Genomic DNA, 25,210 nt, shown 5'->3' on the forward strand with positions numbered 1-25,210 from the left:
CTCTTTTTTTCATACATATAACATGGAAAGAAATCTTTATTTCGCAAGGAGGAGGAAAATGAGCGATCAGCTTTTGGACGTGGAAAAAAAAGTTCATGCGCTGGAACGGGACATTCAGGCAGTCAAGCAAACATTGAACGAAATAAAAAAAGCAAAAGAACAGGGGAAAGGGATTGATCAAATAAGTATCATTCCCTATTTCACGTATTCGCTATTATTGCCGAAAACGGAAGAGCAAAAGGGAACTGTCATCGGAAACTTTGTCATTTACAATACTGGTTCGGTTCCGCTCGAAAACCCAATTATATGTCTGAAAGTGATGCCAAAAGAACGTGCCATATTGTCCGCTAAGCTTGGTGAGGATGTCCAATATGACCGCCATTTGAATCCATTAGTGATGGAACCGTGGCAATATATTGATGAGGAGGCGAATAAAATCGTGGAGGAAAAAGGAGAATTTTGGTTAAAGCCTGTCCACATTTCAAAGATCGAAGCTGGACATAAGTTATCTTTTTCTAATTTCCAGCTAAAGTTTGATATCGGTGAAGAACAAACGACTTATAAAGTGGAAGGGTTTTTTTATTGCAAACAACTTCCAAATGGCGTTCGGGCTTTGAACAATATTGTCATTCATGCGTAGCAAAAATGATTTGACCGAATTTGGAATGTTCATAGAAAAATGAAGACGAGAGAAGTGAAATGGATTTGCTAGCAACGTTAGTGAATGGAAAATGACATGTTTTCCATTAGATAAGGAAGGCTGACTCAATATCTACTTTGTCCTGTTTGAGTCAGCCATTGTTTATTTTTATTTATGCTTCTCGAACGACAAGAGCGTTTAATGCGCGAGTTTCTGCAGTATAAGTGACACCAGTTATAGTGGCAACGTTTATAACGACACGGTAAGTGTGTGTTCCGACGCCTGGTACGTCCACCCAAGTAAGGTTCGGATATAAAGTAACCGTAGCAACACCAGTTATTTGAGTGTCTATATCAAGCTGAGCCAAATCCACGAACGCTCCTCCGTTTGTAGAGCGCTGTAGAATATAAGTTGCACCTGTTACGTTAGTTGTTTCTGCGTTAGCGGATGTAATTGCTAATTCAACGATCGAATCTAATTTTCTCCGCTAAGGGTAACGATTGGCCCAAGAGTAAGCACTACATTTGGATTAGTAGCAGCTGCTAGCGCTTGAGGGGTTAATGATTGTGTAAAAAACAATTGCGAAAATAAGCCTCCATTACATAAGCAAGCCATTATGCATCTCTTCCTTTCAGATGGTTTTATGCTTTCGCACCTATTGTAATTAAATAAAAAAATAGAAAAATGTTTCGGACGAATAACTATTTCTTTCACCTGTTTTGATAAATAGGAGAGTAACCAGAAATTTAGTTAAAAAAAGTGGACACACCAAAAGAAACGTTATTATAAAACAAATTGCATGGAGGGAGCGCCAACGTGGGAAAACGTATTGATAAAGAACGGAAATTTTATGCAGTCAAACTTTTCGTGGAAAGAGGAAATACCGCCGCTGAAAAGGCTCGACCATTGGTTGATCACCGATCTTTCCTTCAGAGAAGCCCTATTTATCTTACATTTAAACAAAATTCTTGACGGTACTATAGTTTTTGTTTATATATTGTCATAAAATTATAATAATTAAGTTTTTATGAGCGTTTTTTATCGTTTTTTATAACCGCAATATGATAAGTTATAATTAATCACTTGTTAGGGGGAAACAAAATGAAGTTTTTGTACATTCTTTTAGCCTTGTTGGGCGGGATGATGGCGGGGATTCAGGCGCCTATAAACGGAAGTCTCGGCAAAAAAATTGGCAGCGTTGAAGGAGCGTTTACTTCCTTTTTTATCGGAACGCTGTTTTTAACATTTTTCGTCTTGTTTTTTGGAAAAGGGCAGATCGCTCATTTGTTTCAAGTGCCTAAATGGAATTTGCTTGGCGGCTTGTTAGGGGCCCTTTTTGTGACGTTTGTCATTCTTTGTGTACCAAATGTAGGGGTGGCCTTAACGATTTTCGCGGCAATCGTTGGCCAAATGGTCATCAGCATTATCATTGACCATTTTGGTTTGTTCGGTGTGGAAAAAATTCCGATGAATGCAAGCCGCTTGCTTGGTCTAGGACTTATGTTGGCGGCTCTGTTCTTTATTTATCGGGGCAGTGTTTCATCATAGAACGCATGCCTGTCGTGTTCAAATAAGTTCAATTGTTTGATTTTCTATAAATAAAATGTAATAATTTTTGTTACAGAAGGCGTGTTCCCAATTGCGTGTCTTTTTTAAAAGATATTATAACACTTTAAGTGGTGGTGAATTCAATGGATAGAATAAGTAATTCGCCAGTGGAAGTAGGGGATTGGGTAAAAGGGAAAACAAAAAATGGAGAATTGATATACGGTTATATTGAAGCAGTAAATTCATTACAAGGAACTGTCAAAATAAAGGTGATGGATTGTGATAATGAGCAAATCATTGGAAAAACCGTTGAAACATTAAAACACTGGGTGAAAAAACTGCCGATGTCGACCTTTGATGGTGAGGAACCGATTAAGGCATTAATTGATTTGGCTTTATTAACTAAGGATGAAAGCTGGTTTATGGAGCTGTCCGCCAAATTAAAATCAATAAGACAAGTTGCAAAAGAAAGTGAAATGCAAAATGCCTCTCACCCCTCTTTTCAAAATAGATTGGGAACATACGGCACGAGAGATTGAAGGATGAGAACTGTTAAATCACCGAGTTTATTCAGACAAATAAAAATTATGCACTACTTATAAATACTTCTTACTAACTCCTCCATATTAAACTGATTCTAGGAATAGTTTGTCGCCGCACAAAGATGAATCGCTAGAACCAAGCATTTTTTATTTCCGGGAAATTCCGAGATGGGATGAAAAAGTTGTCGCAAATGAGTAAAAAAGTATTAATTTTGACAGAAGTGCAGTGGAAGCGTTAGAGTCAGCGGCGCTCTCGATTCGGTTTTAGTAAAGAAAAAACCGCCTTTAAATAGGCGGTTTAAAAATGTATTCAGCTGTAGATTAGTGTTGCCGTAAATAAATTTCATTTTTTGGACAGATCTTTTCTCACACCCGTTTTACGGTCATTTCACTTTAGGCCAGCCCATACTCTTGACAAAGGTTATCTTCGGCAGGATACTTTATCTTCGTCTCTAGCTATTGACTGCTTTGCGGCTTAAAAATGGAATGGGCCGTCGGACTAGGAGTAAGCACCAGTATAACCAGGCTTTGCTCCAAGGCTTTGAGCGAGTGCTCTACGTTTTTTTCTAGGCTTACCATATCTCCCGCTTGCAATGTCACTTCTTCATTTGCGGAAAACTGAATTCGACCTTGCAGGACAAACACGAGAATATCGCTAGATGTCTTATGTTTTTCCAATACCTTGCCCGGAGGAAAGGAGAATTGGACCACTTTTGACACGCCGTTATCTAAAATAGGCTTTACGAATTGTTCTTCGAATTTTAATGGATATACCTTCATTTGAATTCTCTCCTTAACGGTTGGTTTGCGGATGGTTATTTTGCATGGGTCTCGTTTTCCTCGGCATATTGCAATGGTTCATCAGTGAGAGACCAGCCGGTTTTGAGGCCAAGGATAAACCAGCCAAGCACCAGCGCGCCAATCGCAAAAATAGTGTCGCCAATCACCCGCAGCCATACGAAGTTGTGAATGATCTCCTGCGACATGAACTCGGCCGAACGTGCATACCACATACCGTGCTTCACGCTTGCCCATGTCTGCATCAGGCCAATCGGAAGCAGGCTCAGCAGAACCATTAATGCCAGTCCGATATTGATCGCCCAAAACGAGAATGAGAGAGCCTTTGTTTTCCACTTGCGCCGTTTGGTCAACCCCCGCAAGCAAAACAGCATGAGCCCAATTCCCAACATGCCGTATACTCCGAACAGCGCTGTATGACCATGTACTGGCGTGGTGTTAAGCCCTTGCATGTAGTAAAGCGCAATCGGAGGATTGATAAAGAATCCGAACAATCCAGCACCTACAAGGTTCCAAAATGCAACCGCTATAAAATAGTAAATCGGCCACTTGTAAGCCGCTACCCAAGGACGGGCACGGGAAAGGGTCAAATTCTCGTACGCTTCGAATCCGACTAGTACCAACGGAACGACCTCAAGTGCACTGAAAGTAGCGCCGAAGGCTAATACCCCGATCGGAGTTCCGCTGAAGTATAAATGGTGGAACGTGCCGATAATCCCGCCAAACAGAAAGATAATGGTCGAAAAAAGAACCGAAGTGGTGGCCGTTGATATTCGCAGCAATCCCATACGTGTGAACAGGAATGCGATCACCACAGTCGCAAATACTTCGAAGAAACCTTCTACCCACAGGTGCACCACCCACCAACGCCAGTACTCGGCAATGGCAAGATGTGTATGCTGCCCCCACAATAGTCCCGGAATATAAAACACCGGGATCGCGGTAGAAGCGATCAAAAACAGAATGAGCAAGTGTCTGTCGTCCTTTGCTTTCCTTAGCGCAGGCCAAATTCCTCGTACCATCAGGAACAGCCAGAGGAAAAGCCCGACAGTCAGGAACAACTGCCAGAATCGTCCGAGATCTGTATACTCATACCCCTGGTGCCCAAACCAGAAGTTTGTGTCCAATCCGAGACGTTGCTGTACGGCAAACCACTGGCCTGCCATGGAACCGACAACGATAATCAGCAAACACACAAAGAGAACATTTACGAGAAATCGTTGGTATTTCGGTTCATGACCGGAGACTGCCGGAGCCACAAACAGCCCGGTGGCAATCCAGGCAGTAGCAATCCATAAGATCCCTAATTGAGTATGCCACGTACGTGTTATCGAATAAGGCAACCATTCTGCAAGTGGTATTCCGTAGAAACCGCTTCCTTCCACTTGATAATGAGCGGTGACTGCTCCTAGGCCAACCTGAATCACCCACAAAGCGGCGACCACCCAGAAATATTTGAGTGTTGCCTTCATGGAAGGTGTGGGTGACAAGGCGAGCAACGGGTCTTTTTCAGGATAGGTCTCCTCCAATTCGACGTGTTTTTGTTTGGCATAATACCAAGCTAAAGCTCCAATACCGGCCAATAGCAGAACAAAGCTGACCACAGACCAGACGACCATAGATCCGGTCGCTACATTATCGATTAAAGGTTCATGCGGCCAGTTGTTTGTGTACGTGATGTCGCTGCCTGGACGATTGGTCGCACAGGCCCAAGTTGTCCAGAACAAAAAGGCGTTAAGGGATTTCATCCGCTCTGGATCTTTGATGGTTCCGCGAGGGATCGCGTATTTATCGCGCAAATCATCCAGTTTTGGATCGTTGCCAAATAAAGCAGAGTAATGCTGGCTGATGGCTTTAATTGCCTGCGCGCGTATAGGGGAAACCACCAAATCTCCCGTGTCTGGCTGATAAGTATTGGTTCTGATTTCTTTTTTCAATCTCGTTCGCAGCATTGCTTTTTTTCCTCATCGAGCTCATCGTAAGATTTTCCAAATTGATCCGCTGCATATTTGTTGAGAATCCACATAGCTTCCCGATGCAGCCAGTCGGCGTTCCAGTCTGGAGCTACATATGCACCATGCCCCCAGATGGATCCAACCTCCTGTCCGCCCATTGACTGCCAAACGTTTTGGCCTTCCTTAATCTCTTTTTCGGTAAACAGTACGGTACCCGTACTAGTCACCACTCGTTTAGGAATAGGGGGCATCGTTTGGTAAATCTCTCCCCCATAATATCCCAAAATGGCAAATGAAATGACGAACACGAGTGTTAAGCTTGCCCAAAGCCTAGTAAGACGCATAATTAGACCTCCCACTTTTTCTATTATAAGGATATTTTTGTCTGCGCTATCGTTTTCTATTCAGAATTTACATAATCACAATGGGAAAATAAAAGAGGAGGGCAGATGTTGTTATATTACGTATAGGGACATGGAGCATCTAGGTAGAAAGTACGGGAAGAATAGTTGCGGATAAACGGGCAGGGTGTCTTTTTAAACTGAAATGGAGAATGCTGTTTGCGCTCCATTTCGTTTGTTCATTGTCAATTTTTTTTTGAAAAATATTCATATAACGTTCAAGAACATGACGGGTTCATAATCGTTTATTTTCTTACAATAGTTTAGTGGCGTTGTATACGGCCAGAATGGTCAAAAGGATGTGTGTCATGTGATATACGTAACAGACAAGAGGCTTCTTTCCTTATATGATTTTACAAAAAGGGTGTAGGACGATGAGCAACATGAAATGGTTTCCATCTCGATTTAATGCGATTTCACAAACAGAAAACGGTGAACTCATTCTTTACAATAGTTACACAGGGGCGATCGGTGTTGTGACAGAGGAAGAGAAAAAAGACGTGCTGCAAGCATTAAAGCGGAGCGGCATTGATCGTGATTTATCGCCTATCGAAAAAACGCTTGCCGAGTGTGGGTTTCTTGTCTCAGAGCGAACAAACGAGGAAAAGCGTGCCCAATTTTTGCACCAAACTTTGCATCGAACGGATACGATGCATCTTATCGTACTTCCTACAGAGACATGTAATTTTCGTTGTACATACTGTTATCAAGATTTTTTGCGAGGAAACATGAGCCGCGATGTTATCAACGGGTTAAAGCATTTTTTAAAAAATAAAATTCCTAAACTGGAGCATCTTACTGTCAGTTGGTTTGGCGGAGAACCGTTATTAGCGTATGACATTATCGAAGAATTAAGCGAAGAGATCGTAGAATGGGCCGATCGTCATGGCGTAACCTATCAAGCAGAAATGTCCACGAACGGCTATTTTTTATCTAAACAAACATTTCAAAATTTGTTGAAATATAAAGTGAACCGCTTTATGGTGACACTTGACGGAAGCAAAGATGTGCACGATTCGCGCCGGGCTCTTACGAATCGAGGAGCTACATACGAGACGATCATAAACCATTTGCTCGATATACAAACATTAGATGATTCTTTTGAAATTTACATCCGTATTAATTTCGATGAAGATAATCTTTCACACATTCCGCGTTTTTTAGAAGAGTTAGCTGGTTATTTTGCGGGAGACTCGCGCTTTCAAATTTTCTGCCGCCCTGTTGGAAAATGGGGCGGAGCGAACGATGAAAATTTACCGATATGCGACCATCGTACAGCAGAAACGAAAATATGGGAGTTTACGGAATTTGGCATTCATCGCGGGCTAAATATGAGTTCGATCATTGAGTCGATGTTAATGCCAAGCGGGGCGGTTTGTTATGCGGCTAAGCCGCATTCGTTTGTCATTGGCGCTAATGGTCAAGTGTACAAATGCACTTGTTTCTTTGATGAGGAATATAACCATGTTGGATGGCTTCATGCCGATGGAACAATGGAAATTGATTTTGATAAATTAGCATTATGGGTCACTTCGGGAGAAGAACAAGACGAACATTGCCAAGCTTGCTTTTTTCGTCCCGCATGTCAAGGGAATCATTGTCCATTGTATCGCATACGTAAAGGAAAGCGTCCTTGTCCTTATGAAAAACGAAAAATTAAACAAGTGTTGCGCTTAATTCATGCCCAACAATCTAAAACAAAGTAACGGTGGTGCGATAGCTTGGCGCAGCAAATTTGACGATTGGCGGAAGCAGTGCAACGCCAACAATGGGAGGAGGTGATGATATGCGGATTTTACGTCCAGCTGTATCTCCAGTCGCAGCGTCTAACTCAGGAAGACTTTCTAAATCTGTTCCGGGCAACTTAAAATAATGTATTAAACAAGTTTTCTATCACTTGCCGATTTTGCCTTCAAATCGGTTTGCCAAATTGCCGATTCCCCGAAAGATGCGCATGTAACCTGTCTTTTGCCGATAAAATGAAGGAGGGGCTGAATCCCAGAGTTTGGGATCAGCCCCTTCATCATTGTTAGGAGCAAACCTTCAAGATCGCTTTGGTGCGAAGGCGGTTGATTCCCTTTTAATTAGTTTAGAGGAGAGCAGGATTTCTTGGAATGGTTCATTTTTGTTTTCCATTCTCCAGAAAAGCAGTTCGACCGCTCTTCTCCCGTAAAGTTCCAAGTCAATGTCAACCGTCGTCGTTTTCGGTGTAGAGATTTTCGATAATTGACCATTACCGTAGCTGCATATGGATGCTTGATCAGGAACTTGAATGCCTTGCTGTCTTAAGCATGAGTTGACTAAAAATCCTAATGCATCATTGACACAAAACCAAGCAGTCGGTTGCCGCTCTAATTGCTTAATGTACTGAAGTATCAATTCTTCTTTTTCTTCCGCATTTTTGAAAATAAACTCTTCATTTGGTTCAATGCCATATTCCCGCAATGCGAGCAAATATCCTTCATAGCGTTCTTCATAGCTAGGAGAATATTCTACATTGCCGACAAAAGCAATGTCGCGATGATTTAATTCAATTAAATGCTGTACGGCCAAGTAAGCGCCAAAGCGATTATTCGTTAATACGGCATCCGCGTGGATATTAGGATGATGATGGTCAACAAGAATGGTTGGAATGCCGGTTGAAATCACTTTATTAATGTATTCCGTACTGATGTGAGAAAGAATTAAGATTCCGTCTACCATCTTATTTTCGATAAATGAAGGCAAAATAAGCTGTTCTTTTTGTTCTTGATTAACCGATTGGATGTGTAAGTTCATGCCTCGTTTTACGACTTCTTTTTCGATGCTCAAGTAAATTTCGCCAAAAAAATTTTTTAAGGAAAATGTTAAATCCGAAGCGATTAATCCGATGTTCCCCGTTCTTCCTTGTTTCTTTTTCTTGCGCGCTCCTGGATATTGATACCCCATTTCTTCGGCCACACGTTTAATTCGCTCGCGAGTTTCTTCGCTCACCCCTTCTTTTCCTCTTAAAGCTTGGGATACCGAGTTTTTTGATATATTTAATCGATCGGCAATATCTTGCATTGTTACTTTCTTTTTCATATTCCACACCCATTATTCATTTTTAGGAAAGCATTAAAATCAAACATTTGTATCACAAAAACAAGTCATATGAATAAGTTGGCATGATTACAATTGTATAAAATCTAATGAATGAAATACTGTGATTGATGATGCCATAAAATCTGGGGAAGAGTGACAATTAATATTGTAATATGAAATGAACAGAATTGGAATGATAATGGACTTGTTAAATTTTTTAGGTAAAGTTCTTTTTATTCAGTAGAGCACAAATTTCATTACATTATTTTTTCATTTTAAAAACAGAAAATCAAGGTCTTTTTTTAATGTTACAAAAATTAAATAATGTATGTAATTTTTGGTTAACATAAGCTTTTTACATATGAGAAAAAGCTTTTAATGAAAAATTCCTCTTCATTATTTTCTATGATTCCTATTCAATCCTAGGATTATGATAGCTGGAGGGAAATACCCATCAGATGAATTTTTTCTTTCACTTACAAAGCATTACATCCAAGCATTATTTCTGGGGGGCGTAAGTGTTTTTTTCTAAATTATAAATGTGATGATGAACCTAACAAATCTATTGACTATAAAAATGAAAGATGGAATAATTTACTTGTAAAGATTACAAATCGATAATTAAAAAATGATATGTAACGTTACAGATATATTTGGTTTTTACATAAATAATCTTAAAATGTTTTCGCTGGGATGTACATCTAATCAGGGCTTTCTGACATTATTGGAAATACATTAAAAAGATAAAGCCGCAATCTTTTCTAAGTAACTGATGAGGTAATTAGCTTTCGTTCCATTATTCTAGTGAAAAAAGAGGGAATTATTATGGAATACATATTAGAAGTTGGAGGAGATTTACTGTGAAAGTCAAGCGGTTTCCGGAAAATCCGTTAATTACTCCTGGCGATGTAAAACCATTCCATCAAGATCATGAAGTGATAGGAGTTTTTAACGCTGGTGTCGCTCAATACAATGGTGAAATTTTGTTATTGCTTCGTGTAGCTGAACGTCCCATTAGTGAAGATCCGAATATTGTCAGAACGTCTGTTATTGATTTTTCAAGAGGAGAAGGAAAGCTGAAAATTATTGATTTACATAAAGATGATTCGAGATTTGATTTTTCTGATCCGCGAGTCATTTTTTACAACGATTCTAATCGAAGAGTCGCGTATCTTACGTCTATATCTTATATTCGTATTGCACGCAGCAAAGATGGACGCAACTTCACCATTGATGAGAAACCTTTTATTTATCCCGAAACGAAACGTGAAGCATGGGGGGTTGAAGACCCTCGCGTAACTAAAATCGATGATACTTATTATATTCAATATAGTGCAGCATCAGCAGAAGGCATTGGTGTAGGACTTATATCAACAAAAGATTTTGTGACTTACGAACGCCTTGGTTTAATTTTTCCTCCTGAAAATAAAGATGTGGCAATTTTCCCTGAAAAAATTAATGGAAAATACTATGCGTTACATCGACCTGTGCCAAAAGGAGTTGGCAGGCCTGAAATTTGGATTGCAGAATCAGATAACCTTCGTTATTGGGGGAATCATCAATATTTGTTAGGCCTTAGTGAAAAGGGTTGGGAAAGCGGGCGAATTGGCGGAGGTGCTGTTCCGTTTAAAACGGATAAAGGCTGGTTAGAAATTTATCATGCCGCTGATAAAAATGATCGCTACTGCTTAGGAGCCGTTCTTTTGGATCTCAATAACCCCGCCAAAATTCTGGCCAAAACGGAAGAGCCTATTTTAGAACCTGAGGAAGATTATGAAAAAAGCGGCTTCTTCGGTAATGTTGTTTTTACTTGTGGTTTAGTTGTAGAAGGAGATACCGTTAGAATCTACTATGGCGCGGCTGATGAATCTATTGCCGGCGCGGAACTTAGTCTGCAGGAAATCATGTCAAAATTAAAGTATTTATAAATTAAATTAATGTGGGAGGGAGTAAACATGAAAAAGAAAGGTTTTGCGAAACTCATCGCCTTATTGCTGGCAGCCGTTCTTATTGTTACTGGCTGTCAAGGGCAAAATGGGAATCAAGAGAAAAACGCAAAAGATGATGAAGCTGGCAAAGTTGTTCAATTTGAGTTCTGGGCTGCGCCAAACCCTACACAACAAGCTTTCTGGAAAAAGATGGCCGAGGCTTATATGAAAGAAAATAAAAACGTTAAAATTAAGGTTACGCCAATGCCGGAAAGCCCTACTTCTGAAGCAGGGATTCAATCAGCGATTGCATCAGGGAAAGCGCCTGCGGTCTCTGAAAACATTTCCCGCGGTTTTGCAGCTCAGCTAGCGGCGAGCCGTGCGATTGTGCCATTGGATGAATTTGAAGGTTTTGATGAGTTAATTGATAAACGTCAAATGAAGGAAACCATTTCAAGCTGGAAGTTTGCAGACAACCATCAATATGTTTTGCCGATTTATTCTAATGCCATGTTGTTTGGTTGGAGAATCGATATTCTAAAAGAACTTGGATACGATGCACCGCCAAAAACATATAGTGAAGTCATTGAAGTTGGCAAGAAATTGAAAGAAAAATATCCTGATAAGTTTCTTTGGGCGAGAGCTGATTTAGTAAAACCGACATGGTGGGCAAGATGGTTTGACTTCTTTATGTTGTACAATGCAGCATCGAATGGAAATAACTTTATTAAAGGAAACAAATTTATTGCGGATGACGAAGCCGGTGTAAAAACACTCCAATTCTTTAATGATTTAAGCAAGAATAAATTGCTTTTGACTCGAGAAGCGACTGACCCGTTTGAAACAGGTACATCCATTATGGTGGATCTTGGGCCATGGACATTCCCATACTGGGCTGAGAAATTCCCGGAAATGAAGTTCAATGAAACTTATGTATTATCGTTGCCGCCTGTGCCTGACGGCGTAGATCCAGCAAATTCTAAAACATTTGCAGATACAAAAGGCCTTGTCATCTATGCTTCTGCAAGCAAAGAACAACAACAAGCAGCTTTTGACTTTATTAAATGGGTATTTTCAGATGCGAAAAATGATTTAGCTTGGTTCAAACAAACAAACTTGCCACCTGCACGTGATGATTTATCAACTAATGAAGCTTTTGCATCCTATCTTGAAGAAAACCCTCAATTAAAACAGTATGCGGAAAACATTCCAAACGCAATTCCACCTGTGGATAACGAAAAAACGGTAGAAATTCAAGAATTGATTGGTAAAGAGGCCTTAAATCCTGTTGTCAAAGGCCAAAAAGATCCTGAAACAGCTTGGAAAGATATGAAAAAGGCTGTTAACGGGGTGTTAAAGTAAATGAATAAAAAGACAACATGGTTGGGGTGGCTTTTTGCCAGCCCCTACCTTATCTATACACTCATATTCTTTCTGTTTCCGTTGCTATGGGCTGTTTATTTAGCTTTTACAAATTGGAACATCATTGCTCCTGATTATGAAATGGTCGGATTTCAAAATTTTATCGAAGCTTTTTTTAGCAAAAGCGTACGGGCCGCATTTTTGGTAACTTATAAATTTATGCTCATGTTTGTTCCCATCGTTATTGCGGGTTCACTCCTTTTAGCTTTAATTATTCATTCTTTGCCTAGACTTAAAGGGTTGTTTGCTGTAGGATATTTCCTACCTTACTTGGCATCAGGAGTGGCTTCTTCCATTGTTGTCAATGGGGTGTTATCTTATAACAGTCCATTAAACGTTTTTTTTCGTAAGCATTTAGGTTTAGATATTGATTGGTTAGGTTCTCCAATTTTAGCGCCACTAATCATTGCCCTTATGATGGCGTGGAAATTTGTGGGCTATTATGCGCTGCTGTTTTTATCAGGTTTAGAAAGTATACCTAAAGAAATCTATGAAGCAGCCGAAATGGATGGTGCTGTTGGTTGGAAAAGATTTTGGTACGTCACTATCCCGATGTTGCATCCAGCGTTTTATACCGTCACCATTTTAGCAGTAGGTCTAATGTTTGGGATTTTTACTGAACCGTATGTATTAACTGGTGGAGGACCAGATTATTCCACGCATACATGGCAGTTAGAAATTTATAACCAGGCATTTGAAAGATTAAATGCAGGATATGGAACGGCAATAGCAATCATAAACTCTGTTGTCACATTCGTTTCTATTCTAGTGTTTCGAAAGCTTTTGGAAAAGTGGGGTGCCAGACATGGTTGGGAGTAAGAAATTAAAGACCACGCTGTTGTATATTTTGGCTTTTGTTATCCTTATCATCATGGTGTTTCCTTATTTATATATGGTCTTAAATTCTCTGGCCCCATGGGATCAAGTGGACCGTAAAATGATTCCAACTAAGTTGACCTTGCGTTCATATGAGTGGTTATTTACTGGTGGGGATGATGTTGTTCCTAGACCGTGGCTCCGAGCCTTTTTTAACAGCTTTGTTGTGACTTTATCTTCCACTTTGCTAATGATGGTGACAGCGATCCTAGTAGGATACGCTTTAGCTAAATTAAAGTTTAAAGGCAGCCGTTTGATCAACAATATTATTTTGTTTCAAATGTTTTATCCAGCGGTTATCCTATTAATTCCACTTTTTTTAATCATCCGCTACTTTGGGATGTACGACACCTATTGGGCTATGATTTTGCCAAAGGCCGTTAATTTGTGGGCGATATTTATGTACACTAACTTTTTCCGCAGTATACCTGATGAATTAATTGAAGCTGCCAAAATGGATGGAGCAGGACAATTAACCATTATTGCTAGAATTGTCTTGCCAATGTCTAAGTCGATTACAACCATTATATTCCTATTCCTTTTTATGGAAAGATGGGTAGAACTTTTATGGGATATGCTGGTGGTTAACAGTGAAAATATGTTAACGTTAAACGTATTGCTCGCTCAAATGTTTGGTCCATATGGAGCGTTTCCAGGACCGATGTATGCGGCTTCGGTATTACTGACATTGCCAATTCTCGTCCTATTCATTATCTTTAGCAAAAACTTTAAAGAGGGAATGCAGTTTGTATTGAAGTGATGGTTTGTTGGAAAAATATAACTGATGCCGAAAAAAGTTTTTTATAGAGACCGCCTGTGAACGATATGAAACAAGGTTTGGTCTCTTTTTCTTTACAGGAAGGAGGAATGAAGAATGTTGATCAATAAAAATTGGAAGATACAGCATTTTGATGTAGGACAGGTAAGGGATTTAACGATTGCAGATCCAAACTATATTGATCACTTTTGGATACCAGCAAAGGTGCCAGGAGATGTACATTCGATTTTACGGGAAAAGAAATTGATTGATGATCCCTTTTTCGGCTACAATGATTTGAAATCGAAATGGGTGGAAGAAAAGGTTTGGTGGTATCGTACGGAATTTACATTTGATAAAAACAATCTAGACAAAGATGAACGGTTAGAGTTGATTTTTGAAGGCTTAGATACCTTTGCGACTGTTTATTTAAACGGAGTGGAATTAGGGACTACGGAAAATATGTTCATTTCTCATACTTTTGATGTTACTAGAGAAATAGTGGATGGAAGAAATGTTTTGGCAGTGAAATTTAATCCCGTTTCCTATCAGTTAAAGGAGAAAGAGAAAAATTATTGGGCTGGATTTGGAAAAGATCGCATATGGGCTCGCAAGGCTCAATATCATTTTGGCTGGGACTGGGGTCCGCAAATTCTAACGGTAGGAATTTGGAAAGAGGTGCGTTTAGAAAAAAGAAAAATTGCCAAAATCGAAAGTGTTTACGCAAGAACACTTGACTTGAAAGATTCTCGGGCCGTTGTTCAAATCGATATTTACACCAAAAACTTTGTTAAGGGAAAAAGTTTACAGGCGGAAGTGACGTTAAAAGATCGGGAACAACAATTTTTCCAAACCGTAAATATTGATCAAAATCGAGCAACACTCACTTTCAACATCGACAATCCAAATCTTTGGTGGACGCATGATTTAGGAGAACCGAATCTTTATCAGCTATCTGTCGTTTTAAAATGGGAAGGGGAAGTTCTAGACACATATCAAACAGAAATTGGGATTCGTACGGTGGAAGTAATGAAAAGAGATCGCGAAGGGAATCCGCGGTTTACCTTTGTTTTAAATGGTGTAGAGATATTTGCGAAAGGAGCCAACTGGATTCCTATTGACAGCTTTTTAGGATCTGTACCGGAATCACGCTATCGTCATCTTATTCAGCTTGCGAAAGAAGCAAATATGAATATGCTGCGTGTATGGGGCGGTGGGATTTATGAAAAAGACATTTTCTATCAAGAATGCAATCGCCAAGGTATTTTAGTTTGGCAGGACTTTATGTTTGCCTGTGCGTTATACCCAGATTACAACCGCAATTATATGGAAAACGTCCGCGAAGAAGTGATTTCGGTGATTAAGCGGCTTCGTAATCATCCTTGCATCGCTTTATGGTGCGGAAATAACGAAAACGATTGGTTATATGAAGTGGAGCATGCCGCTGGAAAAATTCACACTCCTTTTTATGGAGAAAAAATATATCATGAGTTAATTCCTGAACTACTGGAAGAATTAGATCCTTCCCGTCCATATTGGCCAAGTTCGCCATACGGCGGAAATGACCACAACTCACAAGAGGAAGGCGACCGGCATAATTGGCAAGTTTGGCACGGGAATGTGGAACCTCGAAAATTCGGTCAGAATTTAGGACAAAACATCAGTGTGGAGGGGGTTTCGTTTCGAAATTATAAAAAAGATCGCGCCCGGTTTTGCAGCGAGTTTGGCATGCATGCTTCTGCCAATCGTTATACGCTGGAAAAAAATCTGCCTGACGGAACTTTTTATTGGGGCAGCGATGAATTGGCATATCGCAATAAAGATTTTCATCATGAAAAAGGGCTCTTATTAATGGAAGGGTATACCGGCATTCCAAAAAATGTTGAGGAATACATGAATTATTCGATGCTTACGCAGGCGGAAGGTTTAAAGTATGGAATGGAACATTACCGCCGCAATAAACCGCAAACAAGCGGGGCTTTAATCTGGCAATTGAATGATTGCTGGCCTGGCACGAGTTGGTCGATGATCGATTATTACTTGTTGCCAAAGGCTTCATATTATTATAGTAAAAAATTTAATGCCCCTCTTTTATATACGCTTGAACATGACCCTGGCGATGATTTACATCTATGGGTTGTGAATGACCGATTAGAAGATGTGAAAGATACGCTGGTATTCGAAGTGTTCCGATTTAATGGCGAGTTAGTGTATTCGAAAGAATTTTTGATCCATGTGAAAGGAAATGCTTCGGTTCAAATTGCTTCCTTAACAGAAGCGGAGGTTTTACAAGGCAATCCTGCTGAACAAGTTGTCGTCCGCTTAAAATCGTTGAATAAAAAAGCAGAGGAAAACTATTATTACCTAAGAAATCATAAGGATCTTCAGCTGCCTAAGGCGAAATTGCAAGTAAAAGCGGTACCGGAAAAACAAGAAGTAGAAATTTGGACAGATTGTTTTGCGCGTTTTGTTAAACTGGAACTTCCAGCAGAAAAAATTATTTTTTCGGATAACTTCTTCGACCTACTTCCATCGGAGCGAAAGATCATCAAGATTAGACATTTAGATGGCAAGACCATTTCTTTAGACGGTTTAAGCGTATCAGCCATCAACGGCAGTGCTTGATCGGATGATTTTTTATCTAAAAAAGTATGATGGAGGGAAAATCATGAAAGCGGCGGTTTTATTAAAAAAGGGGAAAATCGAAATACAACACTCATCCAATGGCCATTTCCTTGATTGAAAAAGGAAAAGTGAAAGTACAACCTTTAATTAGCCATTATTTTACTTTGCAAGACATTCCGAAGATTATGCCGAAATATGGGGAATTAAAAGTAACAAAAGGGATATTGAAGTTTGAATAGGGGAATAGGTATTGCCAGTCTCCTTTCTCTTTTAAAAACTATGGTGTAAATTCCCGTGATTTGATATATCTTTCTGATTTATGTGGCATCCATCGTGAAGAAATAAGCGCCCTTAGCTTGACTGAAAAGCTAAGGGCGCTTGGCATGAAGAGATCAGCTGACAACAAACTCAAAACTTCCGAATATTTTTACTTCTTTTCCGATAAGAAATCCTCCTGTTTCAAGGGCCGCGTTCCATGTTAAGCCATAATCTTCGCGATTAATTTTTCCTTCTACGTCAAAGCCGGCTACGATGCTTCCGGTTATCGGATTTTTGGATTGTCCGTTAAATTCGACTTTGAACGTCTCTGTTTTTGTAACATCTTTAATCGTTAATTGACCTGTTACTTCATATTCATCATCTGAAACCTTTTTAACAGAATCGCTGATAAATGTGATGGTTGGATAATGTTCTACATCGAAAAAGTCGGCTGAGCGAAGGTGGTTGTCTCTGTCTTCGTTTTTTGTATCAATGGAAGCTGCTTGGATGGTCACTTTCACTTTGGAAGATTCCAGCTGATTGACGTCGCCTTCCACTTCAATATCAAATTCGTTGAACTCTCCTTTTGCCTTAGCAATCATCATATGTTTTACTTGAAAAGATATGGAACTATGGACTTTGTCTAATTGAAAATTTGTCATGGTTCCTTTTTCCTCCTTTTGTTTTGGTTATAATAATCATATCTGAAAAATATCTTGAATTCAAATATTTTTATTTAAATTTAAAAAATTTTAAAAACAAGTTAATATTTCTCAATCAATGAGCGGATGAATACATGAATATGTGCATCCATCTCTCTTAATCCAAAAAGCCGCATCTAACGGTTTTTTCTAAGTATAATACCAACATATGCGCTGCTTTCACTTGATAATGGATACATGATAACATTAGATTAAGTGTGAAAGCGGACAGAGAGGAAGAGGAATCATGATGAAGCAGTTAAGCATTTTAGCGAAAATCGAAAATCAAATGGAACGATTTTCACCAGCTGAAAAAAAGATTGCTACGTATATTATGGAACATGCGGAGCTTGTGCCAAATATGACGACGAAGGAACTGTCGAAAAATGCAGGATCTAGTGAGGCGAGTGTCGTTCGCTTTTGCAAAACGATCGGCATTGGCAGCTTTACCGCGTTAAAATTGGCGCTTGTCCGTGAATTGACGATTGCGGATATGAACATTAACGATTTTTCGATTATTGAAAAACAAGATGCTCCGTACGATTTATTTAATAAAGTGACCTATGTCAACAAAGCGGCGATCGAAGCGACAACAACGACGATTGATAAACGGGAATTGGAAAAAGCAGCGGAAGTGATTGCCAATGCGAAAAAAATTTTATTTTACGGAGTCGGAGGATCAGCTTCTTCGGCGATGGATGCATGCTATAAATTTACAAAGCTAGGCTATGTGTCGATGATGTCTCCTGATTTTCATACGATGCTTCCGCTTGCGGCAAACTTAGAGAAACAAGATGTATTTGTCGCGGTTTCCACATCGGGAAGAACAAAGGATGTGTTGGAAATTGCCCGGTTTGCGAAAAAACAAGGCGCCACGGTGATTGCGATTACAAAACTGGATCCATCTTCACCATTGTATAAGGAAGCAGATATCAAACTATGTCTTCCAGATGTCGAGCAAGATCATCGGATCGGAAGCATGGCATCGCGAATGACGCAGCTGAATATCATTGATGCGCTTTATTTAATTACGTTCCATCAAGTGGGAAGCCGTGTGCTGGAAAAATTTCATGAAACGAGAGAAGAAGTAGTCCGGTTGCGGAGATAAGTATTTATGGAAGCGAGCAGTCAATGCTTGCTTTTCTCTTTTTATGGAGATTTTTTGAAAATAGAAGAATAAAATTGATATTTTATTTCATATATATATAATTAAAATAAGAAATAAAATTTCAAATCTATAAGAAGGTGACAAGATTGCTAGAACGTTTAACAACCGAACAACGAAACAACAAAACGCAGAACTTAGATGAAATGACGACGAAAGAAATTTTGCAGGTGATGAACGAAGAAGACCAAACAGTGGCCATTGCTGTTTCGAAAGAATTAGAACACATCGAAAGGCTTGTGCAAAAAGTGATTGCGTCTTTCCGGCAAGGCGGTCGGCTCATTTATATGGGAGCTGGTACAAGCGGTCGGCTCGGAATTTTAGATGCGGTGGAGTGTCCGCCGACATTTGGGACGGAAAAGGAGATGGTGCAAGGATTAATTGCAGGTGGTTTGGAAGCGTTTACAAATGCAGTGGAAGGAGCGGAAGATAACGAAGAACTTGCAGTAAAAGATTTACAGTCAATTGGACTGACGGCAAAAGATACGGTTATTGGCATTGCGGCGAGCGGACGAACGCCGTATGTGATCAGTGGGCTCCGATACGCAAAGCAAATCGGTGCCACAACCGGGAGCATTGCCTGCAATAAAGGAGCGGAAATTAGCAAATACGCTGATGTCAGCGTTGAAGTGGAAACAGGCCCGGAAATCTTAACAGGATCCACTCGCTTAAAAGCAGGAACAGCACAAAAGATGGTATTAAATATGATTTCCACCGCTTCCATGATTGGAATCGGAAAAGTATATAAGAATTTAATGGTCGATGTGCAGGCGACAAACTTTAAACTAAAAGAACGAGCTAAACGAATTATTATGGAGGCAACCGATGTAGATGATAAGACGGCGGCGCGTTATTACGAAGCGGCGCGGGGACATGTGAAAACGGCGATTGTCATGATTTTATTGCAATGCAGCTATGAAGAAGCGACAGAGCGTCTGCAAAAAGCGAATGGATTTGTTCGCCAGGCGCTTCAATAAAATATGTGAATAAAGGGAGAGGTTGAAATGAAAAGGGAACAACAAATGGCCGTTGAAATATTGGAACGGCTTGGAGGGAAAGAAAACATTACACGTATTGCTCATTGTATGACGAGGGTGAGAGTGTCATTGAGCGATCATCAAAAAGCCGATATCGCAGGTCTTAAAAATATTGAAGGTGTCATGGGCGTTATTGAAGATGAAACATTGCAAATCGTTGTCGGCCCTGGAGTCGTTAACAAGGTAGCTGCTGCGCTTTGCGAATTAACAGGGCTACAACTTGGGGAAGTGATCGAAGATACTGCAGCACAGAAAAAAGCCGAGATTCAACAACGCAACCAAACGCCATTTAAACGATTGCTGCGCAAAATCGGAAGCATTTTTATCCCGCTTATTCCAGGTCTTGTCGCATCGGGAATCATTAACGGAATCGCTAACTTTGCAAAAAACGCCGGGGTCGATCCAACAGAAACATGGCTGCAGCTATTATTGCTCATTGGCGGCGGCATTTTCGCTTCGCTCGGCGTTTTAGTCGGATACAATACGGCAAAAGAGTTTGGCGGTACACCTGTGTTGGGAGCGATTGCTGGAATTTTAGTATTTAACCCGGCGCTTGCCGATATTAAACTGTTCGGGGAAGCGTTGACGCCGGGACGGGGCGGATTGTTTGCGGTGATGTTGGCCGCATGGCTTATGGCGGTCATGGAAAAGCGTGTCCGCAAATTCGTTCCAAATGCGATTGATATTATTGTGACGCCGCTTTTAACCGTGTTAATGGTATGTTTATTTACGCTCATCGCCGTTCAGCCGCTTGCCGGATGGTTATCTTTAGGTATCACAAGCGGAATCAAAGCAGTGTTGGATATTGGCGGTGCGGTTGCTGGCGCCATTTTGGCAGGTACGTTTTTACCGCTTGTGATGGTTGGATTGCATCACGGTCTGACACCAATTCATATGGAGTTTATTAATAAAATCGGTTCAACTCCAATTCTTCCGATTTTAGCGATGGCAGGAGCAGGCCAAGTAGGAGCGGCGATTGCGATTTTCGTCAAAACGAAAAACAAACGGCTTCGCAACATTATTAAAGGGGCGTTGCCAGTTGGATTTTTAGGAATTGGCGAGCCGTTGTTATATGGAGTAACGCTGCCGTTAGGAAGACCATTTTTAACTGCGTGTCTCGGCGCGGCAGTCGGCGGTGCGTTTCAGGCAGTTGTGAAAACAGCCGCGCTCGGAATCGGCGTATCTGGTTTATCGCTCATTCCGTTAATCGCCGACAATAAATATATTCTATATTTCTTAGGATTGGTCATTTCGTACACGTTTGGTTTCCTTTTTACGTATTTCTTTGGCTTTAAAGAAGAAATGGCGGAAAACATTTAATTCTAGGTGGTTTCGATGTTCTATCTATCTTTCTACTTATCAGAACAAACGGATCAAATCGAAAAAAGATTTGCACAGGCAAATTTGTTCGGATGTCGGGAACTATTTACATCGCTTCATATTCCAGAAGACGATCTTACCTTTTATCGCAAGCGATTACAGGAGATCGGGCAGTTAGCGAGAAAATACGAAGTCGGGATCATCGCTGACGTTACCCTGGCTTCTTTATCCAAAATTGGGGTGAATGGAGACAATCTTGATTTGCTTTTTGATGGGGGAATTATTGGACTGCGGCTTGATGATGGATTTTCTATGAAAGAAGCAGCAACGTTTTCTCACCGGATGAAAGTTGTTTTCAATGCGAGCACGATGACGGAAGAAGAATGCGATGAACTTGCTTTTTGTGACGTGAACTGGAATCAAATTGAAGCGTGGCATAATTTTTATCCACGTCCAGAAACAGGATTATCAAAAGAATTAGTCATTCAAAAAAACAAGATTTTACGCCGAAAAGGAATTCGAACGATTGCCGCGTTTATTCCGGGAAATAAAGAAAAACGAGGTCCGCTCCATCAAGGGCTTCCTACGCTAGAGGCTCATCGGTATATGGATCCGCTTTGCGCGTACGTGGAATTAGTGCAGGATTGTGAGGTAGATAAAGTATTTGTGGGCGATGGCGAGATGACAGATGATGTGCTTGCGCGAATGAAGGAGTTTCGGGATGGGGTTATTCCGCTGCGCTACCGGCCGCTTGTGCAACAACATGAACTGCTTTCTATGGTCGAAACGGTTCAAACGAATCGGCGTGACGCGGCAATGGATGTTATTCGATCACTGGAATCCCGCTTATCTTTCTCATGGCCAAAGCATTTATTAGCACCAGCATGTACAATCGAAAGACAAAAAGGCAGCGTGACCATTGATAATATAAAATATGGAAGATATGCCGGCGAGCTGCAAATCACATTAACCGATTTGCCAGCAGATGAGAAAGTCAATGTGATTGGACGAATTTTCGAAGACGATCTTCCTCTCCTTGCGTATGTCAAAGGAGGACAACAGTTTCGCCTTGTGCGGATCACATAAAGCTTACGGCCACCGAATTCGGTGGCGTTTTATTTATCTGTTTATGATAAAATTACATAATAGTAAAAAGTTTACAGTTAACGTTCAACAACGGATGCGAAAGGAAGGAACGTTTGACGCACCAACGATCAGAATAAGTGTTACGCCTTTTTTAATTCCATATAAAAAGCGGTTAAAAACTTTCTTACATTAATACGGCATTTTGTTGTTTTTTCTCCTGCTTCGAGCTCTTTCATACGTTTTCGGACTTCTTCAAAATCAAAAAGACGGGGAGCGAAGTGTTCGAACGTGGGATTGGTATAGTCCGTGAGCCCGAGAGAAGATAAATGGGTAAATGCTTGCAGCACCATACGGCGAATGCGTTGTTCCATGGCACGCACTTCTTTTTGAATGGTGGATTCATGATGATGGTGTGTTTGTCGCACAAGCTCGGTGTATAATTCTTTTAAAGACGGCAATTCGTGAATCGTCTGTCCCAATTTCTCTTTTTCTGCTAAGTGGCGCATGATCAGTAATAAATCTGCCGCTCCTGCTTCTCCAGCAATACCTAATAGAAGAAGAAGATGTTGCACTTGGTGTTCCAGTTGTGTTTGTTCCTTTTGATGTAAAGGAGAAGCGGTTGTTGCAGTTTGATCTAATGCTTTCAGCAGCTGGCGAATTGAATCAAGGGAATGGGAGATAGAGATATGTTCCGCTACTCGCCTCAATACTGCCACCACTTCGTAACGATTAATTGGCTTTTGAATGTATGTATCGACGCCGTGAAGGTATGCCTGTCCAATCATTTCTTTATTTTCCACCTGGGAAATCATCACAAATTGCCCTTTAAACCCTTCTTCTCTTAATTTTTTCATCGTTTGAATCCCATCGCGTCCGGGCATCAATAAGTCGATAAGCACCACATCGACCGAATACAATTGGTCTGCTGTTACGTTCAAGCCATCTTCTGCTTCTCCAACAACCTCGCCGAGCTGGTTTTCTGTAATAATTTTTTCAAGCATTTTTCGTACGACGGCGTCGTCTTCAATAAGAAAAAAACGAAGCGGCATGAATTACATTTCCTCCTTTCGCAGCAGCTGGCTGGTAGGAATGGTCAATCGGAATATTGTTTGTCCTGGATTGCTGCTTACAAGTTGTATATGTCCATGAAGACTTTGTACGATATCCCGCGCGTGGGTAAGACCAATTCCTGTCGACGGATTTCCTTGTTGATCGTATTTTGTGGTAAAGCCGGGTTGAAAAATCCAGTCGGCATCTTCCTTGGCAATGCCTATCCCAGAGTCTGTCACCTCCACAATGAGATTGCTTTGTTGCAATTCTACTTGCAGATGAATCGAACCGGATGTCGGAATGGCTTCCACGGCGTTCGCCACTAAGTTGTTTAGTACAGAGAGTAAGGCATAGACATGGTCGGTCGATAAATCGACATGGCACGTTTGGGCAAATTGAATCTTTTTTCCTAATAGCTCGGCGTATTTTTCATTAGCGCGTACCACCATTCCACAAAGTTCATTGATAGGAAGCCTCCGCCGCAACGGTTGTTGCCCGATTAATTTCGATAAGCCTGCAAAAATACGCTGTACATCTTTTTTGACTTCATGAATATGTTCGGCGATATAAAGCGCGGCATGCGGCTTCACTTTTTCTCCTTCCATCAAACGCGAATATAGCTCATAACTTTTTCGTGTAATCTCTTCTAAGTATGTCATCGATTTTTGCAAGTAAAATGTTTCCTCATACAGCCCCGTATTAATCATCATTAGACGTTCCAACTCTTGTTGTCGCGCTTCCCCTAAGGTGCGAAGATGTTTCATTACGAAAATATTATATAATCCAATGACACAGAAACTTCGTAAAATAGCGAATAACAACATTACCATCATCACTTGGTATGTCACGATGAACGACTCACCAAGGAGATAACGAAAGAGCAATTCGCATGAATTAGACGAAAAATCAAGAACTGCGCCGAGCAGGCCAGCGCGGATGGGAAATTCCAGCAAGCGGCGGAAGCGAGTGATTTGTACGATCAAGGCAAAATTAATATAGTAACACGCGGCTGGAGCATGAGTAAAAAAACTATCTGATAACGCAGCTTGCCCAGTCAGCATGTCAAGGGCGATACGGAATCCGACGACAAAACATCCTGCGCAAATTCCGATAAAAAGCGGGGAAATCATCTCAAATGAAATAAGTCCGAAAAAAAAGATAGCACTCCCTAATGAGAAGCGGAACGGGCTATTAAACGGATTAATTTTCATTTCCCCGAAAAAAGCAGTGGCCAATATTAGAATGGTTACGATCAACAGGCGTTCACGCATCGTTTTTCCTTTTTTCACACACCTTTTCACCACCCCAGTTTCTATTATATAACAGATGAGGTGGAAGTAGTTTCATATTTTTCAAGAAAAGAATCATTATATGAGTCTAACGTTGTCGATATTCGAGCCTTCTAGAAACAAGAGATAACGAATAATTGACAACAAAATACATAAGCGCAACAAGAATAAAAATCGGTATCACATAATTGACATTTCTTCCGTTAATAATTTGTGCGTGGTTCATCAATTCTGGGAGGGAGATCACGATCGCTAGCGATGTATCTTTCAGCAATGAAATAAATTGGCTGACAATCGGCGGCACCATTCGGCGCAATGCTTGTGGCAAGATAATATACCATAATGTTTGTATATAGGTGAGTCCGGACGAACGCGCCGCTTCGATTTGGCCTTTGTCAATCGAGTTTAATCCGCTGCGAACGATTTCCGAAAGCATCGCCGATTCAAAGACAACTAGGGCGACAATAGCGGCATAAAATTTATCCAGTTTTAATCCCACTTCCGGCAGCGCGAAATACGTAAAGAAAATGATCAAGAGCAGCGGGAGGTTACGAATCGTTTCCACCATAACGGCAAAAATTTGTGAAATGCCAGGGATTTTTGTATAGCGTATTACACCAATGATAATTCCAAAGATAAAACTAAAAATAATGGATATAAACGCAACTTCCAACGTGACCAAAAATCCTTGCAGTAAAAAGGAGAGATGTGCTGGAGCGTATGCGCCGATAAAGTCCATGTGTCCTTAC

The 25,210-nt window shown here is 40.6% G+C and carries 21 protein-coding genes and 1 pseudogene; 13 read left to right on the forward strand and 9 right to left on the reverse strand.

Going from position 1 to position 25,210, the window contains the following annotated elements:
* Positions 1-58: 58 nt before the first annotated feature.
* Positions 59-640: a hypothetical protein gene (locus tag DER53_RS11805; protein WP_062754325.1), complete on the forward strand. Its 582-nt coding sequence runs from the start codon at positions 59-61 to the stop codon at positions 638-640.
* Between the two features lie 474 nt (positions 641-1,114).
* On the opposite strand, the gene DER53_RS17395 is transcribed toward DER53_RS11805, so the two are convergent.
* Positions 1,115-1,255 (reverse strand): hypothetical protein, encoded by a 141-nt coding sequence (locus DER53_RS17395; RefSeq protein WP_244319572.1) that lies wholly within the window; start codon positions 1,253-1,255, stop codon positions 1,115-1,117.
* A 486-nt stretch (positions 1,256-1,741) separates the two neighbouring features.
* Here DER53_RS17395 and DER53_RS11815 point away from each other — a divergent pair, with 486 nt between their 5' ends.
* Together DER53_RS11815 and DER53_RS11820 are read left to right on the forward strand one after the other, a co-directional pair.
* On the forward strand, positions 1,742-2,188 hold the full coding sequence (locus DER53_RS11815) for a DMT family transporter (protein ID WP_062754323.1): 447 nt from the start codon (positions 1,742-1,744) through the stop codon (positions 2,186-2,188).
* Between the two features lie 143 nt (positions 2,189-2,331).
* Positions 2,332-2,727, forward strand: coding sequence for an IDEAL domain-containing protein (locus tag DER53_RS11820; protein WP_062754321.1), 396 nt, complete (start codon positions 2,332-2,334; stop codon positions 2,725-2,727).
* Between the two features lie 459 nt (positions 2,728-3,186).
* On the opposite strand, the gene DER53_RS11825 is transcribed toward DER53_RS11820, so the two are convergent.
* The 3 genes and pseudogenes from DER53_RS11825 to DER53_RS17760 all read right to left on the reverse strand — a co-directional run.
* Positions 3,187-3,510 carry a cupin domain-containing protein gene (locus DER53_RS11825; RefSeq protein ID WP_062754319.1) on the reverse strand — a complete coding sequence of 108 codons (324 nt, stop codon included), beginning with the start codon at positions 3,508-3,510 and terminating at the stop codon, positions 3,187-3,189.
* A 35-nt stretch (positions 3,511-3,545) separates the two neighbouring features.
* Positions 3,546-5,147 carry a nitric-oxide reductase large subunit gene (locus DER53_RS11830; RefSeq protein ID WP_375781763.1) on the reverse strand — a complete coding sequence of 534 codons (1,602 nt, stop codon included), beginning with the start codon at positions 5,145-5,147 and terminating at the stop codon, positions 3,546-3,548.
* 93 nt (positions 5,148-5,240) lie between these two features.
* A pseudogene (locus DER53_RS17760) lies at positions 5,241-5,827 on the reverse strand (nitric-oxide reductase large subunit); the annotation flags it as partial.
* A 431-nt stretch (positions 5,828-6,258) separates the two neighbouring features.
* Here DER53_RS17760 and DER53_RS11835 point away from each other — a divergent pair.
* Positions 6,259-7,590 carry a radical SAM/SPASM domain-containing protein gene (locus DER53_RS11835; protein WP_062754318.1) on the forward strand — a complete coding sequence of 444 codons (1,332 nt, stop codon included), beginning with the start codon at positions 6,259-6,261 and terminating at the stop codon, positions 7,588-7,590.
* 337 nt (positions 7,591-7,927) lie between these two features.
* Here the strand turns inward: DER53_RS11835 and DER53_RS11840 are convergent, their stop codons facing one another.
* Complete coding sequence (locus tag DER53_RS11840) at positions 7,928-8,947, reverse strand: substrate-binding domain-containing protein (protein ID WP_062754316.1); 1,020 nt, start codon at positions 8,945-8,947, stop codon at positions 7,928-7,930.
* 860 nt (positions 8,948-9,807) lie between these two features.
* On the opposite strand from DER53_RS11840, the gene DER53_RS11845 reads away from it, so the two are divergent.
* The 5 genes from DER53_RS11845 (at position 9,808) to DER53_RS11865 (ending at position 16,555) form a co-directional block, all read left to right on the forward strand.
* The gene (locus tag DER53_RS11845) at positions 9,808-10,875 is read left to right on the forward strand and encodes a BtaManbiosPhlase (protein ID WP_062754314.1); all 1,068 of its coding nucleotides are present in this window, start codon (positions 9,808-9,810) and stop codon (positions 10,873-10,875) included.
* A gap of 27 nt (positions 10,876-10,902) precedes the next feature.
* Positions 10,903-12,237 carry an extracellular solute-binding protein gene (locus DER53_RS11850; RefSeq protein WP_015863735.1) on the forward strand — a complete coding sequence of 445 codons (1,335 nt, stop codon included), beginning with the start codon at positions 10,903-10,905 and terminating at the stop codon, positions 12,235-12,237.
* Entirely contained in the window at positions 12,238-13,116 is an 879-nt protein-coding gene (locus tag DER53_RS11855) for a carbohydrate ABC transporter permease (protein WP_015863736.1), read from the forward strand. It begins immediately after the preceding gene.
* Positions 13,103-13,933 carry a carbohydrate ABC transporter permease gene (locus DER53_RS11860; RefSeq protein WP_041269645.1) on the forward strand — a complete coding sequence of 277 codons (831 nt, stop codon included), beginning with the start codon at positions 13,103-13,105 and terminating at the stop codon, positions 13,931-13,933. Before DER53_RS11855 ends, DER53_RS11860 begins: the two co-directional genes overlap by 14 nt.
* A 114-nt stretch (positions 13,934-14,047) precedes the next feature.
* Positions 14,048-16,555 (forward strand): beta-mannosidase, encoded by a 2,508-nt coding sequence (locus tag DER53_RS11865; protein ID WP_062754312.1) that lies wholly within the window; start codon positions 14,048-14,050, stop codon positions 16,553-16,555.
* A gap of 392 nt (positions 16,556-16,947) precedes the next feature.
* Here DER53_RS11865 and DER53_RS11870 read toward each other — a convergent pair whose 3' ends face one another.
* Positions 16,948-17,475: a YceI family protein gene (locus DER53_RS11870; RefSeq protein WP_062754310.1), complete on the reverse strand. Its 528-nt coding sequence runs from the start codon at positions 17,473-17,475 to the stop codon at positions 16,948-16,950.
* Positions 17,476-17,764: 289 nt separating this feature from the next.
* Between DER53_RS11870 and DER53_RS11875 the strand changes: the two genes are divergently transcribed.
* The 4 genes from DER53_RS11875 to DER53_RS11890 all read left to right on the forward strand — a co-directional run bounded on the left by DER53_RS11875 (position 17,765) and on the right by DER53_RS11890 (position 22,122).
* Entirely contained in the window at positions 17,765-18,622 is an 858-nt protein-coding gene (locus DER53_RS11875) for a MurR/RpiR family transcriptional regulator (protein ID WP_062754384.1), read from the forward strand.
* Between the two features lie 146 nt (positions 18,623-18,768).
* Positions 18,769-19,656 carry an N-acetylmuramic acid 6-phosphate etherase gene (gene murQ, locus DER53_RS11880; protein ID WP_062754309.1) on the forward strand — a complete coding sequence of 296 codons (888 nt, stop codon included), beginning with the start codon at positions 18,769-18,771 and terminating at the stop codon, positions 19,654-19,656.
* A gap of 27 nt (positions 19,657-19,683) precedes the next feature.
* Positions 19,684-21,036 (forward strand): PTS transporter subunit EIIC, encoded by a 1,353-nt coding sequence (locus tag DER53_RS11885; RefSeq protein WP_062754307.1) that lies wholly within the window; start codon positions 19,684-19,686, stop codon positions 21,034-21,036.
* A gap of 15 nt (positions 21,037-21,051) precedes the next feature.
* Complete coding sequence (locus DER53_RS11890) at positions 21,052-22,122, forward strand: DUF871 domain-containing protein (protein ID WP_062754305.1); 1,071 nt, start codon at positions 21,052-21,054, stop codon at positions 22,120-22,122.
* 140 nt (positions 22,123-22,262) lie between these two features.
* Here the strand turns inward: DER53_RS11890 and DER53_RS11895 are convergent, their stop codons facing one another.
* The 3 genes from DER53_RS11895 to DER53_RS11905 all read right to left on the reverse strand — a co-directional run bounded on the left by DER53_RS11895 (position 22,263) and on the right by DER53_RS11905 (position 25,200).
* A complete protein-coding gene (locus tag DER53_RS11895) occupies positions 22,263-23,171 on the reverse strand; it encodes a response regulator (RefSeq protein ID WP_015863744.1) in 909 nt (302 codons plus the stop codon).
* A gap of 3 nt (positions 23,172-23,174) precedes the next feature.
* The gene (locus DER53_RS11900; protein ID WP_015863745.1) at positions 23,175-24,443 is read right to left on the reverse strand and encodes a sensor histidine kinase; all 1,269 of its coding nucleotides are present in this window, start codon (positions 24,441-24,443) and stop codon (positions 23,175-23,177) included.
* Between the two features lie 106 nt (positions 24,444-24,549).
* The gene (locus DER53_RS11905) at positions 24,550-25,200 is read right to left on the reverse strand and encodes an amino acid ABC transporter permease (protein WP_015863746.1); all 651 of its coding nucleotides are present in this window, start codon (positions 25,198-25,200) and stop codon (positions 24,550-24,552) included.
* Positions 25,201-25,210 lie beyond the last annotated feature (10 nt).

Source organism: Parageobacillus toebii NBRC 107807 (genome assembly GCF_003688615.2).
Classification (GTDB): domain Bacteria; phylum Bacillota; class Bacilli; order Bacillales; family Anoxybacillaceae; genus Parageobacillus_B; species Parageobacillus_B toebii.